This window comes from Verticiella sediminum, from assembly GCF_007558815.1.
Classification (GTDB): domain Bacteria; phylum Pseudomonadota; class Gammaproteobacteria; order Burkholderiales; family Burkholderiaceae_B; genus Verticiella; species Verticiella sediminum.
Genome location: NZ_VLTJ01000029.1, coordinates 273,207 through 287,785, shown reverse-complemented (window position 1 = coordinate 287,785; position 14,579 = coordinate 273,207). Strand labels below are relative to the sequence as shown.

The window sequence follows — 14,579 nt, the reverse complement described above, 5'->3', positions numbered from 1 at the left end:
CCGGCCTGGCCCTGGGGCTGCCCGGGTCAAGGAGCCGATGCCACGTACGCCTCCCCGCCGTGCTCCTACCGGCCCGTCGTTTCGTTCGCCGCGGGATCGAAGCGGTACTTGACCAGTTCGCCGTCCTCGAGCGTGAACCAGTCGAGCAGGCCGTCGTCCGTGAACAGCCCCGTGCTGCCGTTGGGCCTCCAGGCCACGTCGCGGCCGTCGGCAGTTCGCACCGTGCCGGCGAACTGCAGGCTGTCGGGGGTGGCGCGGATCTGTATCAGGCGGCCGTCGGCCGCCGGCGTGTAGGCCACGTCGCCGGTGGGGGCGACGGCGATGCCGGCTTCGCGCACGGTCGCCGGCAGCCCGTCCAGACTTGCCGTGACCTCGCCGTTCTCGTCGAGCAGGCGCGCGGCGCCGTGTTCGCCGCTGGTCGCCACCATCAGGAAGCGCCGGATCTGCGGCATCCAGGCGATGTTGTAGACGTAGTAGACGACGTCGCTCATGACATGGCGCACAGTGCCGAGTTCGCCCGAGACCGGGTCGAGCGGGGCGACGTTCAGGCGCGCCCTCTGGCTGCCCTCCACATACTGCTGCCAGAGCAGCATGGCCCGCGTGTCGCCCCCGGCGATCGTCGGCCACCACTCGCGGCGCTCGTGGGCCACGGCGACCGCGTGCTGCTCCCGTCCCCGGGTGTCATAGACCTTGGCGTACACGCCGTAGCCGCTGCCCAGGTCGTCCACGCCGCCGCCATGCACCCATTCGTCCGAGTAGAACACGACGAAGCGCTCGCCCACCGCGGCCGCGTGCCCGGAATGGCCGCCCGGATGCACCTCGTTGGGGTAGGCCAGCACCGGCTTCAACCCGGCGTCGTACACGCCATAGCGCTGGGTGACGCTGCCGCGCGCGTCGTGGCCGTCCTCGAAGGTGACGAGGATGTTGCCGTCGCGGGCCTGCGCGACCGCCACCGGCTCCTGCGCCTCGTCGCGGCTGATGAAGCGCTGCGGCGCGGCCTGCTCGCCCGTGGCCGGGTCCCAGCGCGCGACGAAGACGTCGTGGCTCCAGCCGCCGTCGCTGCCCGGCGGTTCGCCCGCGCTGAAGAACACCAGTCGCGCGCCGTCGTCGGCCCGGGCGGTCGAGACCCCGTGGCCGAGACTGCGCGGATCGGCGTGGGCGGCTGTGGCCAGCGCCACGGCGAGCCCGGTGGCGAAGGCCAGCAGGGTGCGGTGGCGCAGGGGCGGGCGTCGGCAAGTCGTCATCGGTTCGCAGGCCCGGTTCACACCAGCGCTTCGATCAGGAACGGCCCCTTGCCGGCGAGCGCGGACTTGAGCACGTCGGCAAAACGCTCGGTGGTGTCGACGCGCTCGGCCTGCACGCCGAAGCCGCGCGCCACGCTCACCCAATCCACCGCGGGATCGTCCAGCGAGAGCAGGCGCTGGGCGTTCTCGCCGGGTTCGGCCGCGCCGACCTGGGCCATTTCGCCGCGCAGGATGGCGTAGGAGCGGTTGGAATACACGATGGTGACGATGTCGAGCGCTTCGCGGGCCTGGGTCCAGAGCGCTTGCACGGTGTAGAGGCCGCTGCCGTCGGCCTGCAGCGAGACGACCTTGCGATCCGGGCAGGCGACCGCCGCGCCGGTGGCCATGGGCAGGCCGACACCGATCGCGCCGCCGGTGAGCTGCAGGTAGTCGTGCGCGGGCGCATCGTGCGTCATGGCGTAGAAGCTCGCGCCCGAGGTCACGGATTCGTCGCACACGATGGCGTTCTCGGGCAGCAGGCGCGCGGTGATCGCGTTCACCGCCTCGACGGTGAGCTTGCCGGCCGCGGGCTGGGCACGCTCGGCCCGCGTGACGATTGCGCCGTCCTTCGCATCCCGGCCCACACCCAGGGCGTCGGCGAGTTCGAGCAGCGTCTGCTCCAGGGCGTTGCCGCCGGACTCGGCGAGTTCGACGATCTCGCAACCCGGGGGCGTCATCTCGCTCGGCTTGCCCGGATAGCCGAAGAAGCTGACGGGGGCCTTGGCGCCGACCAGGATGAGTTGCTCGAATTCGCGCAGGGCGGCCAGCGCCATGTCCACCGGATAGGGGATGCGCGACACCGGTATGCGCCCGACGCCGCGCGCCATGCGCGGGTTGGATGTCTGTGCGAGCAGGCGCACGCCGGTGGCCTGGGCGATCCGGCCGGCGGCGGCGAGCCCCCCCTCGGTGAGGGCTCCCGTGCCCAGCAGCAGGGCGGTGCGGCGCGGGGCGCGCAGCGCCTGCACGGCGCGCGCCATGGCGCGGGCGTCCGGCACCTGGGCCGCCGAGGCGCGCGCGGGCACAGCGGGCACCGTGCCCGAGCCCAGCTCGCCCCAGGCCGAATCGGCGGGCAGGATCAGGGTCGCGACCTTGTTGGTGCGAGCGGCCTGGATCGCGGCGGCCGTGTCGCGGCCGACCGTGTCCGGCGACGCGGCGCGGCGCAGCCACTGCGACATCGGACGCGCCAGGCTGTCGATGTCGCTGGTGAGCGGCGCATCGTGGGCCAGGTGATGGCTGGCGTGATCGCCGACGACGTTGACCATGGGGCTGAAGGCCCGGCGTGCGTTGTGCAGGTTGGCCAGGCCGTTCGCCAGGCCGGGCCCGGTGTGCAGCAGGGTGACGGCGGGCTTGCCCGCCATCCGCGCGTAGCCGTCGGCCGCGCCGGTCACCACCCCCTCGAAGACCCCGAGGATGCAGCGCATGCGCGGCTGGCGGTCCAGGGCGGCCACGAAGTGCATCTCCGAGGTGCCGGGGTTGGCAAAACATACGTCGACGTCGTTGGCCAACAGGGTTTCGCAAAGACTGTCTGCTCCGTTCATGGGGACTCCGTTCTAGGGTGCTGGTTGGATGGCTCTCGGGACGATGATAAAGCGTGTACCGCCTGGTGCGTGGCTCGTGCCGAAAGCCGCAAGCCCTTGCGCCGCGGCATGCGGGGCGTCTTGCTCAGGTGTCGCGCTCGCCGCGCGTTCCGGCGGCGGCGACCGCGCGCAGGCAGTCGAGGGCCTCGTCGACGGCCGCGTCGCGGAACGGGTCGGCGCGCCAGTACATGGCCACCGACCCGAAGCCGGGCAGGCGGATCGGCAGGATGCGCATGGTGTTCATCTGCGAGAGCCGCAGCGCCGAGCGGTGCGAGGCCACGCTGATCATGTCGGTGGCGTTGAGCAGGGTCAGGTTGATGGTGACCGAGTTGGATTCGATGTGGTCGGCCGGCACCGACAGGCCGGCGCCGGCCAGGGCCTTCTCCAGCGATTGCCGGATCGGCGTGCCGCGCGGCCAGAGCAGCCAGCGGTAGCCCAGCAGGTCCTGCCACTGCACCGAAGCGCGGGCGGCGAGCGGGTGGCGCGGCCGGGCCACCATGTGCAGCGGTTCCATGTACAAGGTTTCGTGGCGGACGTCGGCGTCGATCTGGTCGTCGGCCGAGCGGCCCACGACGATGTCCAGGTCGCCGCGCGAGAGCTGCACCATCAGCGTGTCCATCGTGCCTTCGACCAACTTGACGCGCACCTCGGGGCTCTGCTGCAGCAGGCGCAGCACCGCCAGGGGCACGGTGTCGGAGGCCGAGGCTCCCGAGGCGCCGATGATGACCCGGCCGGTGCCGCCGGCGCGCAGCGCCGCCATGTCGGCGGCCGCCCGGTCGAGCTGGGCCTCCAGGCGCCGGGCGTGCGCGATCAGCGTCTCGCCATAGGCCGTCGGGCGCAGGCCTCGGGCGTGGCGCTCGAACAGCGGCAGGCCGATGTCGTCCTCGAGCTCCTTGAGCCATTTCGACAGCCCGGGCTGGGTCGTGTTGAGCGCGGCCGCCGAGTGGCTGATGTTCTGGGTCTGCGCCAGGCTCAGCAGCATGCGCAGGTTGCGCAGGCGCAATCGGTGGGTCCAGTCCATCTCGCTCCTGGTATATGTATTCTTGTATGGATAATACGATTAGATCATTTTTATTTGGTATGTCCCACGCGCAGAATGCGAGCATAGACAGCAGACAGCCGCGCGCCTTCGGAGACAGGCGCGCGGGCCCCGCCCCGGCGCCGCGCCGGGCGCAGTGTGCCGAACCAAGGAGGGTCGCCATGAGCGCCAAGCCCAAGTCCGACGAGCGGGCCGCGTACTACGCCGGCATCGCCGCCAAGAACCTCGCCCCGCTCTGGGAGTCGCTGCACGCGCTGGTGCCGCCGCAGCCGGCGCCGCGCTGCGTGCCGGCCCTCTGGCGCTACGACGCGCTGCGCGAGGACGTGATGCGCTCGGGCTCGCTGATCACCGCCGAGGAGGCCGTGCGGCGCGTGCTGATCCTCGAGAACCCCGGCCTGCCCGGCCAGGCCAGCATCACCCAGACGCTGTACGCCGGCCTGCAGCTCATCCTGCCGGGCGAAGTCGCGCCCAGCCACCGCCACACGCAGTCCGCCCTGCGCTTCATCGTCGAGGGCAAGGGCGCGTACACGGCGGTGGACGGCGAGCGCACCACCATGCACCCGGGCGACTTCATCATCACGCCGTCCTGGACCTGGCACGACCACGGCAATACCCGCCTCGAAGACGGCGGCGAGCCCGTGGTCTGGCTGGACGGCCTGGACATTCCGCTGATCCGCGCGCTGGATGCCGGTTTTGCCGAAAACTATCCGCAGGCCGAGCAGCCCGTGGTGCGTCCCGAGGGCGACAGCTATGCGCGCTTCGGCCACAACATGGTGCCGGTGCGCTATCAGCCGCGCCGCGGCAGCAGCCCGATCTTCAACTATCCCTACGAGCGCAGCCGCGAGGCGCTCGACAAGCTGGCCCGCCACGGCGAGCTCGACGCCTGGGACGGCGTCAAGCTGCGCTACGTGGACCCGAGCACCGGCGGCTGGCCCATGCCGACGATGGCCACTTTCATGCAGTTGCTGCCGGCGGGCTTCCAGGGCCGCGCCTACCGCACGACGGACGCCACCGTGTTCTGCGTGGTCGAAGGACGCGGCACCGTGCGCATCGGCGAGCAGTCGTTCGCCTATGGTCCACGCGACATCTTCGTCGCGCCGCCGTGGCAGCCGGTCGAACTGGCGGCGCAGGACGAGGCCGTGCTCTTCAGCTATTCCGACCGCCCCGTGCAAGCTGCGCTGAACCTGCTGCGCGAAGAACGCCTATGAGCGGCGCCCTTGCCGGACGGGGCCGAGCCAGGCAAGCTCGCAGGCTGGCGCTGCTGTCGCCTCATCCCCGTCGCGCGGCGATTTCGCCGCCGGCCGGACGTGCTTCAACTTTTCTCCAGGATCATTCATGAGCTACGTATTCGAACCCGCTGCCCCCGTCGGCGTACCCGTCGTCGGTCAGGACGCGAGCTTTCCGGTGCGCCGCGTCTACTGCGTCGGCCGCAACTATGCCGCCCACGCGCGCGAGATGGGCTTCGATCCCGATCGCGAGCCGCCGTTCTTTTTCTGCAAGCCGGGTGACGCCGTGGTGCCGGTCGCCGAAGGCCAGACGCTGGAGCTGCCGTATCCGCCGCAGACCGCCAACCTGCACTACGAGATCGAACTGGTCGTCGCGATCGGCAAGGGCGGCTTCGAGATCGCCAAGGAACAGGCGCTCGAGCACGTGTACGGCTACGCCGTCGGCCTGGACATGACCCGCCGCGACCTGCAGATCAAGATGCGCGAAGCCGGCCGGCCCTGGGAACTGGGCAAGGCCTTCGACAAGAGCGCGCCGATCGGCCCGATCTATCCGGCCGCGCAGGCGGGCGACATCGACCAGGCCGAGATCTACCTCAAGGTGAACGGCCAGGACCGCCAGCGCAGCAACATCAACACGCTGATCTGGTCGGTGCCCGAGACCATCGCCTACCTGTCGCAGTTCTTCCGCCTGGAGCCGGGCGATCTGATCTACACCGGCACCCCCGAAGGTGTGGGCGCGGTCGTCAAGGGCGACCTGATGGAAGGCGCGGTGGCCGGCGCGGGCACGCTCTCGGTCAAGATGGTGTGACGGCGATGCGGCTGCACAGCTTCTTCAACAGCTCGACCTCGTACCGCGTGCGCATCGCGCTGGCGCTCAAGGGCCTGGACTACGAGTACGTGCCGGTCAACATCCGCCGTCTGGAGCACCAGGCGCCGGCGTATGTCGATCTGAACCCGTCGGCCAACGTGCCGCTGCTCGAGGATGGCGAGGTGCGCCTGGGCCAGTCGCTCGCCATCATCGACTACCTCGATGCCACGTATCCGCAGGGGCCGCGCCTGGTGCCTGCCGACGCGCTGGCGCGGGCACGGGTGCTGGAGCTGTCGGCCGCCATCGCCTGCGACATCCATCCGGTCAACAACCTGCGCGTCCTGCGCTATCTGGTGAAGGAACTCGGCGTGGCCGAAGACGCCAAGAACGCCTGGTACGAGCACTGGATCGCCGAGGGCCTGGCCGCGGTCGAGCGCCTGCTGGCCCAGCACGGGCACGGCGCGTACTGCTTTGGTGACGCGCCCACGCTGGCCGACTGCTGCCTGGTGCCCCAGGTGGCGAACGCGCTGCGCATGCAGTGCGACCTGTCGGCCTTCCCGCGGGTCATGGCCGTCCACGAGCACTGCGTGGCGCAACCGGCGTTCGCGGCGGCGGCGCCCGGCGCGCAGCCCGACTACGCGGCGTGAGCCCAGTTCATCAGGAGCGACAGATGAGTACCCATTCGGCATCCGCCATCGTGGTCGGCGGCGGCATCGGCGGCCTGGCCGCCGCGCTCGCCCTGACCCGCCAGGGCATCCGCGTCCAACTGCTGGAGCAGGCGGCCACGATCGGCGAGATCGGCGCGGGCATCCAGTTGGGCGCCAATGCCTACGCCGCGCTCGACGCGCTGGGCGTGGGCGATGCCGCGCGCGGACGGTCGGTGTTCACCGACCGGCTGATGCTGATGGACGCCGTCGATGCCTCCGAGGTCGTCACCGTGGACGTCGGCGAGCCGTTTCGCCAGCGCTTCGGCAATCCGTACGGCGTGATCCACCGCGCCGACATCCACCTGTCCATCCTCGAGGCGGTCGAGAAAGATCCGTTGATCAGCTTTCGCACGTCGACGCGGGTGCGCGGCTACGAGCCCCAGGGCAAGCAGGTCGCGGTGATCGACGAGGCGGGCAACCGCTACGTGGCCGATGCCGTGGTCGGCGCCGACGGCGTGAAGTCCGCCATCCGCCAGCAGCTCATCGGCGACCCGGTGCGCGTCACCGGCCACGTGGTGTATCGCGCCGTGGTGGACGTGGCCGACATGCCGCAGGAGCTGCAGGTCAACGCCCCCGTCGTCTGGGCCGGGCCGCGCTGCCATCTGGTGCACTACCCGCTGCGCGGCGGCCAGCAGTACAACCTCGTCGTCACCTTCCACAGCCGCGAGCGGGAGGCGTGGGGCGTGCGCGAAGGCAGCAAGGAGGAGGTGCTGTCCTATTTCCAGGGCGTGCACCCGCGCCCGCACCAGATGCTCGATCGCCCGACCTCCTGGAAGCGCTGGGCCACCGCCGACCGCGAGCCCGTCGAGCACTGGAGCGAAGGCAGCGTCACGGTGCTGGGCGACGCCGCCCACCCCATGACGCAGTATCTCGCCCAGGGCGCCTGCATGGCGCTGGAAGACGCCGTGACGCTGGGCGAGGCCGTGCGCGAATCCCGCGGCGACTTCACCGAGGCCTTCCGGCGCTACGAATCCGTACGCGTGCCGCGCACCGCCCGCGTCGTGTGGTCCACCCGCGAGATGGGCCGCATCTATCACGCCGCCGGCGTCGAGCGCCAGGTCCGCAACGCCCTCTGGAAGGGCCGCCGGCAGGAACAGTTCTACGACGCGCTGCAGTGGCTGTACGGGTGGAAGGTGGAGAACTGCCTGAGCTGGGGGCGCTGAACCGGCAGCTCGGTACTTCCCTCGCTAACGCGATACCATGGTCCCTTTGCGCAGGGACGGAGCAGTGATGACGGCGACGGGCGGCAGAGCGGCGGGGGCGGACAAGGCGCCGCTGCTGATGGCGGGGCTCATCGTCTTCAATCTCTGGCACCTGCTCGGCGGGCCGGTGGCGGCCTTCTGGGGCATTGCGCTGTCGGCCACCGGCTTCGTCTGGCTGGCGCGCTCGGCGATTCCGGCCAGCATCGCACGCATCTGCGCGGCGCTGGTGCTGATCGGGCTCGTCGTCTGGCCCTTCGGCGGCGCGGGGCTGCACAGCATCACCCGGGGCGTCTACATCGGCGCGATGATCGCCTCGGTGATGGCCAGCGTCTCGCTGCTCGCCCGCGCGGCGCAGCGCAGTCCGGGGCTGCAGACCGTCACCGGCTATCTCTCGGTGCTCACCTATCGGCGCCGCTACCTGATGCTGGCCGCCGCCAGCCAGGTGTTTCCGTGCCTGCTCGGTTTTGCCGGGGTGCACATGCTGTTCGGGGTGGCAAGCCGCGGTGCGCACGCCGGCGAAACCGAACGCCTGGCGCTCTTCACGGCGATCACGCGCAGCTTCTCGGCGGCCACGCTGTGGAGTCCGACCTTCGGCAACATGGTGATCCTGCTCGCGCTGTATCCGCAACTGCGCTGGTCGCAGGTGCTGCCGATCGGGCTGAGTTTTGCCGCGGCCACCATCGTGCTGAGCCTGTTCGTCGATCGTCGCGTGTTCCTGCGCCACCATGACCAGGCGGACGAGCCGCCCCCGCCCGGCGTCGTCCGCGCGAGCGTGCGGGTGCTGGGATCGATGCTGGCATTCTTCGCTGTGGTGGTTGCCGTGTCCTTGCGGCTGGAGATCCCGGTGTCGGGCGCGATCGCCATGCTCGCGCCGGCGGTGGCGCTGGGCCTGCACGGGTATTTCAATGTGTTCGAGAGCGGCGACCGGACGGCAGCCGGCGCCTGGCGGCGCTTCGCCACCGACGCGGCGGCTCTGCGCGGCTTCGCGCCGGAGGTGCTGCTGTTCATGGCGGCCGGTTGCGGCGGCTCGGTCATCGCCGATTCGGTGCCGCCGGCCTGGATAGCCTACGCCGTGGGCTTGCTGGCGGGGCACGCGGCGCTGGCCATCCTGGCGCTGATGCTGTGCATCATCCTGCTGTCCTGCGTGGGCCTGCACCCCGTGCTCACGGTAGTGCTGCTTGCCTCCACCTTCACGCCGCAGGCGCTCGGCCTGCCCGTGCTGCCCCACTTCTGCGCCCTGCTCACCGGCTGGGGCATTGCCTCGGTGGTGGCGCCGTTCTCGATGCTGAACATGACGGCGGCGCGCTACTCCGGGCTCGCGCCCTACCAGATCAGCATGCGGCAGAACTGGCAGTTCGGCGTGGTCGCGGTCGTCGTGGCGACGCTGGGGCTCTCGCTGCTGGCGTGAGCCAGGCCCCGGGCGCCGCGCACGGGGCCCGGCGGCGCTTCAGCTTCAGTCGAGCGAGATGCGGTTGTCGCGGATCACCGGCGTCCAGCGCGCCAGTTCTTCCTGCACGTAGTCCTGGAACTCGGCGGGCGTATTGCCCACGACTTCCATGTACTGCTGGCCCAGCGTCTTGGCGACCTTGGGATCGGCCAGGGTCTGCACCGCCGCTTCGTGCAGCTTCTCGATCACCTCGCCGGGCAGCCCGGCCGGGCCGACCAGGGCGATCCAGGCGCCCGCCTCGACGCCGTCCAGCCCGCCTTCCTTCAGTGTGGGCAGCTCGGGCAGCAGGCTCGAGCGCTCGCCGGTGGTGACGGCCAGCGCGCGCAGCTTGCCGGCCTGCACCTGCGGCAGCACGGCGGCGGCGGGCAGGGCGGCCACGTCGACTTCGCCGGCCATCAGCGCGAGCACGGCCTGGCTCGACCCGGCATAGGGCACGTGCACCATCTTGCTGCCGCTTTCCTGGGCGATGAGCTCCATGGTGAGGTGCGACAGCGAGCCGTTGCCGATGGAGGCGTAGTTGAACTGGTCGGGCTTGGCCTTGAGGGCCTGGATCAGCTCGGCCACGTCCTTGATGGGCAGGTCGTTGCGCGCGACCAGGATGCTCGGCTGGTTGACCGCGACCGTGATGTAGGAGAAGGCCGTATCGGGGTCGTAGGGCATCTGCTTGTAGAGCAGCTTGTTGTTGGCGAGCGGGCCGACCACGCTCACGCCCAGTGTGTAGCCGTCGGGCTTGGCGCGCGCCACCGCGTCGGTGCCGATCATGCCGCCGGCGCCCTGGCGGTTCTCGACGATCACGGTCTGGCCCAGGCGTTCGCCCATACCTTCGGCAAGCACGCGAGCCACGGTGTCGGGCGTGGAGGCGGGGGCGAAGGGGGCGACGATGCGCAGCGGCTGCTCGGGCCAGGCGGCGTGCGCACTGCCCGCCGCCAGGCCCAGGCTCAGCACGAGGGCTTGGGAAAGGGTGCGCAGCAAGGCGCGCGAGCGCCCCTGCCCGGCCGGCCGAAGGCACCGCGCTGCCGTCTGCTGAGAGGATGCCGCGCCAGCGGCAAGGCAAGGCAGCGAGCGCTCGAAGGTGGGATGGTGCATGGTGTCTCCAGGAAGTGTTCTTGTAGAGGGGTATGGCACAGGCCTGCGTTCGGCCTCGTTCGCCGGCGGGCGATGCCGCCTTGACGCAGGCGCCGCGGCGGCGCCCGGCGGGCGCAGACTCAGTCGCCCAGGAAAACCCCGTTGGTGCGCAGGGTCTGCTGCAGGCGGGCGACGTCGGCCTCGCGCGCGCGCACATCCTGCGCGAGGGCCTGGGCGGCGAGGCTGCCGGCGGCCTCGCCCATGACGAAGCAGGCTCCGGTGACGCGGGCCGCCGACTGGCCCAGGTGGGTCATCGACGCACAGCGCCCGGCCACCAGCAGGTTGTCGACCTTCAGCGGCAGGATCATGCGCAGCGGCAGGTGGTTGTAGCCGCGCACGTGCGGCACGTCCGCGAACTGGAAGACCACGTCGCCGGCGACGTGCGCTTCGATCGGCCAGCCGTTCACGCCGATGGTGTCGCCAAAGCTGGCGCACTGCAGTACGTCGGTATCGGTGAGCTGGTATTCGCCCACCACCCGGCGCGTTTCGCGGATGCCCACCTGGGGCGCGATGTCGTGGATGTAGGCGTGCTCGAAGCCCGGCGCGTAGCGGCGCAGAAAGCCGATGAACTCGGCGATCTGGCGCCGGCCCTGGAGTTCGCCCTCGCTGAGCTGCCAGGCGTCGGTGCCGTCGACGGCGCTGCCATCGGCATTGCTGAGCTGCGTCACGTTGGCGCGCCACTCGGTCGGGTTCTTCTGCGGGCGGATGATGGGGGTCCTGCGCGCGAAGCGCTGGCCGTCTCGCTCGGCCTGTTCCATCCAGCGGCCGAAGTGGTTCCAGGCATCGCCCGCGCGCTGCGGGTCCACGCCGTTGACCCGGAACATGCTGGACGGATAGAGCATGCCGCCGTGGCCGTCGCCTTTCTCGTAGGGCACGCCCGCGGCGGCCGCGACGTCGCCGTCGCCCGAGGCATCGATGAACAGGCGCGCGCGCACGGCGCGGCGGCCGGACTTGGTCTCGACGAACACTGCGTCGATGCGGTCCTCGCCGGCCATGGCGACGCCGGCCACATGGGCGTGGAACAGGACTTTCACGCCGCTGCCCACGACCAGTTCGTCGGCGGCCAGCTTGTAGGCCGCCGTGTCGTAGGCCTGCGCGGCGATCTTGCCCTGGAACATCACATGGGGTTCGCACAGCCCGCCCAGGGCATCGATGCGGTCGACGAACTCGCCGCCGATGCCCTCGACCACGCGCCGGTGCTCGCCGTACACGTTGGCGTGCAGACCGCAGAAGTTGGTCACGCCGGCGGCCGTGCCCATGCCGCCGAGAAAGCCGTAGCGCTCGATCAGCAAGGTGTCGCACCCGGCCCGGGCGGCCGCCGCGGCGGCCGTCATGCCGGCCGGCCCGCCGCCCAGGACGACGACGTCGTACTCGCCCATGAGCGGGGTGTCGCGAGCCGGCTCGTGCAGGGTGCGCAATTCGGACATGCAGAGTCTCCAAGAGGCGCCAGCGCCGAGATGGCGTGCCAGGCTGTTCGATTTCAGCAATGGTAGCCAAGGGAACTTGGGCCTGTTCCGCTATATTGCGCGTTCAGCTTTCGCGGATTGGAATAGATGGACACCTTGCTCAATGTGCGCGCCTTTCTTGCCACCGTGCGCGCGGGCAATTTCTCGCGGGCGGCGCGCGAATTGAGCACCGTGCCTTCGGTCGTCTCCAAGCGCGTCGCCCAGCTCGAATGGGAGTTGGGCGCGCCCTTGTTCGAGCGCAACAGCCGGCGCGTGACGCTGACCGAGGCCGGCCAGCGCTTTCATCCCCGCGCCGGCCGGCTGCTCGCCCAGTTCGACGAGCTGGCCGCCTCGCTGCATGAGGCCGACGCCTCTGGGCTTGCCGGCTTGGTGCGCATCAAGGCGCCGACCTCGATCACCGTCGCCTTCCTGGCGCAGATGCTGGGCGAGTTCCAGGCGGCGCATCCGCACATCACGCTGGACGTGCTGCTGGCGGACCGGCCGCTCAATCCGCTGGAGGAGGGAGTGGACATCGTGGTCGCGGGGCGCGAGGACAGCTACGAGGGTGTGATCGACGTTCCGCTGGCGCCGCTGCGCCAGATCGTGTGCGCCGCGCCGACCTATCTCGCCCGGCGCGGCGCGCCGGCGCACCCGGCGGAACTGGCGCAGCACGACTGCCTGGTCTTCTCGCCCGTAGGGCCGGCGTGGCAGTTCGAGAGCGAGCACGGCATGATCGAAGTCGAAGTCCAGCCGCGCCTGACCGCCAACGACAACCACGTCGTCCTGGCCAGCGCCCGCGCAGGCAACGGCATTGCGCTGCTGCCGAGCTACGTCGCACGCAGCGCCGTGGATTTCGGGCTGCTGGTGCCGGTGCTGTCGGCCTTTGCGCTGCGTCCGCGCCGGCTCAAGGCCATGGTGCCCGCCCACCGGGCCGAGGTGCCGCGCGTGCAGGCCGTGCTTGCCTGGCTGCGCGAACGCCTGGGCGAGACCCCGAGCTGGGATCGCTGAGCTTGGCCGTACAAGGCGCGTTCGGCGCGGCCGCCCCGCTCCCTACATGCGCGGCTGGCCGTTGGACGCGGACAACCCGCCGTCCACCGGCAGGTTCACCCCGGTGACGAAGCCCGCGTCCGGGCTCGCCAGGAACGCCACGACCGAGGCGATCTCGACGGGCTTGGCCGGGCGGCCCATCGGGATGCGCTCGGCGAACTTGGCGAGGATTTTCTCGTCCTGCTGCATGTCCTCGGTCAAGGGTGTGAGGGTGAAGGTCGGGCAGACCGCGTTCACGCGCACGCCGTCGGCGGCGTAGTCCAGCGCCAGTGCGTGCGTCATGTTGACCACCGCGCCCTTGGACACGTCGTACGCGAACATCCCCCAGTCGCCGCCCAGGCCGGACACCGAGGCCACGTTGACGATGCAGCCGTGGGTGTCCTTCAGGTGCGGCATGGCGGCCTTGCTGGCGTAGAAGATACCGTCCACGTTGGTGGCGAAGATGCGGCGCCACTCGTCCGTGGCGACGTCCTCGATGCGTCCCTCGGAGGCGATGCCGGCGTCGTTGACCAGCACGTCGATGCGGCCGCAGCGCGCCAGCGCGAAGGCGATCAGCGCCTCGACCTCGCCTTCCTCCGAGACGTCGGTGGGCTTCAGGTGCACACGGCCCGGCGGCATGCCGATGGCTGTGCGTTCCAGCTTGTCGGGGCTGCGCCCCGCGAGCACGACCTGGGCGCCCTCGGCGGCGAAACGCTTGGCGATGGCTTCGCCGATACCCGAGCCGGCGCCGGTGACGATGACGACTTTTCCTTGGAAGCGCTGCATGGTGTGGGCTCCTGAATGCCGGGGCTACCGTCCAGCAAGCGGTATGCCTCCCCGCAGCGGGGAACGCGCCGGTTCAGGCCGCGTCGCCGCGCACCACCTCGATCGGTTTGTCGGTGTCCGCGGCCGGCGCCGGGCGTGGGCGAGCCGGTGCGTTCTGCCCGCCGCCGAAGAGCTGCGGCAGGATCTCGATCGGCATCGGGAACACGATGGTCGAGGAGCGGTCGTTGGCGATGTCGTGCAGGGTGGAGAGATAGCGTAGCTGCATCGCGGCCGGCTCGGTGGCCAGCATGGAGGCCGCCTCGACCAGGCGCTCGGCGGCCTGCTGTTCACCCTCGGCGTTGATGATGCGCGCGCGCCGGTTGCGCTCGGCCTCGGCCTGGCGGGCGATCGCACGCACCATGCTCTCGTCGATGTCGACGTGCTTGATCTCGACGTTGGCCACCTTGATGCCCCAGGAGTCGGTCTGCGCATCCAGGATGGCGCGCAGGTCGTCGTTGAGCTTGTCGCGCTCGGCGAGCATCTCGTCGAGTTCGTGCTTGCCCAGCACCGAGCGCAAGGTGGTCTGCGCGAGCTGGCTGGTTGCCTCGTGGTAGTTCTCGACGTTGATGACGGCCTTGTCGGCCTCGATCACGCGAAAGTACAGCACGGCGTTCACCTTCACCGACACGTTGTCGCGCGAGATCACGTCCTGGCTGGGCACGTCGAGTACGAGCGTACGCAGGTCCACGCGCACCATCTGCTGCACGAAGGGTACGAGCACGATCAGGCCGGGGCCCTTGACCCCGGCGTACCGGCCCAGGGTGAAGACGACCGCCCGTTCGTATTCGCGCATCACTCGGATCGAGGCGAAGATGATGAGCGCGACGATGACCAGCAGCGACGCATAGGGAATCACGAACATGGAAAAG

General features: G+C 70.4%; 13 protein-coding genes. 6 read left to right on the top strand and 7 right to left on the bottom strand.

The features are described from left to right. Positions 1–65 precede the first annotated feature (65 nt). The 3 genes from FOZ76_RS15835 to FOZ76_RS15825 form a co-directional block, all read right to left on the bottom strand. On the bottom strand, positions 66–1,244 hold the full coding sequence (locus FOZ76_RS15835; RefSeq protein WP_143949230.1) for a hypothetical protein: 1,179 nt from the start codon (positions 1,242–1,244) through the stop codon (positions 66–68). A gap of 17 nt (positions 1,245–1,261) precedes the next feature. Beyond that, a complete protein-coding gene (locus tag FOZ76_RS15830) occupies positions 1,262–2,821 on the bottom strand; it encodes an acetolactate synthase large subunit (RefSeq protein WP_143949229.1) in 1,560 nt (519 codons plus the stop codon). A gap of 124 nt (positions 2,822–2,945) precedes the next feature. Then, positions 2,946–3,881 (bottom strand): LysR family transcriptional regulator, encoded by a 936-nt coding sequence (locus FOZ76_RS15825; RefSeq protein ID WP_143949228.1) that lies wholly within the window; start codon positions 3,879–3,881, stop codon positions 2,946–2,948. Between the two features lie 179 nt (positions 3,882–4,060). Between FOZ76_RS15825 and gtdA the strand changes: the two genes are divergently transcribed. From gtdA to FOZ76_RS15800, 5 genes are all read left to right on the top strand, one after another. Further along, complete coding sequence (gtdA, locus tag FOZ76_RS15820) at positions 4,061–5,107, top strand: gentisate 1,2-dioxygenase (RefSeq protein WP_143949227.1); 1,047 nt, start codon at positions 4,061–4,063, stop codon at positions 5,105–5,107. Positions 5,108–5,234: 127 nt separating this feature from the next. Next, positions 5,235–5,933, top strand: coding sequence for a fumarylacetoacetate hydrolase family protein (locus FOZ76_RS15815; protein ID WP_143949226.1), 699 nt, complete (start codon positions 5,235–5,237; stop codon positions 5,931–5,933). Positions 5,934–5,938: 5 nt separating this feature from the next. Further along, complete coding sequence (maiA, locus tag FOZ76_RS15810) at positions 5,939–6,580, top strand: maleylacetoacetate isomerase (protein ID WP_143949225.1); 642 nt, start codon at positions 5,939–5,941, stop codon at positions 6,578–6,580. A 23-nt stretch (positions 6,581–6,603) separates the two neighbouring features. Further along, positions 6,604–7,803 carry a 3-hydroxybenzoate 6-monooxygenase gene (locus FOZ76_RS15805; protein ID WP_143949224.1) on the top strand — a complete coding sequence of 400 codons (1,200 nt, stop codon included), beginning with the start codon at positions 6,604–6,606 and terminating at the stop codon, positions 7,801–7,803. Between the two features lie 67 nt (positions 7,804–7,870). Then, a complete protein-coding gene (locus FOZ76_RS15800) occupies positions 7,871–9,250 on the top strand; it encodes a hypothetical protein (RefSeq protein WP_143949223.1) in 1,380 nt (459 codons plus the stop codon). A 45-nt stretch (positions 9,251–9,295) separates the two neighbouring features. Here the strand turns inward: FOZ76_RS15800 and FOZ76_RS15795 are convergent, their stop codons facing one another. After that, positions 9,296–10,375: a Bug family tripartite tricarboxylate transporter substrate binding protein gene (locus FOZ76_RS15795; protein WP_143949222.1), complete on the bottom strand. Its 1,080-nt coding sequence runs from the start codon at positions 10,373–10,375 to the stop codon at positions 9,296–9,298. Between the two features lie 119 nt (positions 10,376–10,494). Beyond that, entirely contained in the window at positions 10,495–11,841 is a 1,347-nt protein-coding gene (locus tag FOZ76_RS15790; RefSeq protein ID WP_143949221.1) for an FAD-dependent oxidoreductase, read from the bottom strand. Positions 11,842–11,967: 126 nt separating this feature from the next. Between FOZ76_RS15790 and FOZ76_RS15785 the strand changes: the two genes are divergently transcribed. Further along, complete coding sequence (locus FOZ76_RS15785; RefSeq protein ID WP_143949220.1) at positions 11,968–12,867, top strand: LysR family transcriptional regulator; 900 nt, start codon at positions 11,968–11,970, stop codon at positions 12,865–12,867. Positions 12,868–12,909: 42 nt separating this feature from the next. Here the strand turns inward: FOZ76_RS15785 and budC are convergent, their stop codons facing one another. Further along, positions 12,910–13,671: a meso-2,3-butanediol dehydrogenase gene (budC, locus tag FOZ76_RS15780; RefSeq protein ID WP_143949219.1), complete on the bottom strand. Its 762-nt coding sequence runs from the start codon at positions 13,669–13,671 to the stop codon at positions 12,910–12,912. A 73-nt stretch (positions 13,672–13,744) separates the two neighbouring features. Further along, positions 13,745–14,572, bottom strand: a complete 828-nt coding sequence (locus FOZ76_RS15775; RefSeq protein WP_143949218.1) for a slipin family protein — start codon at positions 14,570–14,572, stop codon at positions 13,745–13,747. Positions 14,573–14,579 lie beyond the last annotated feature (7 nt).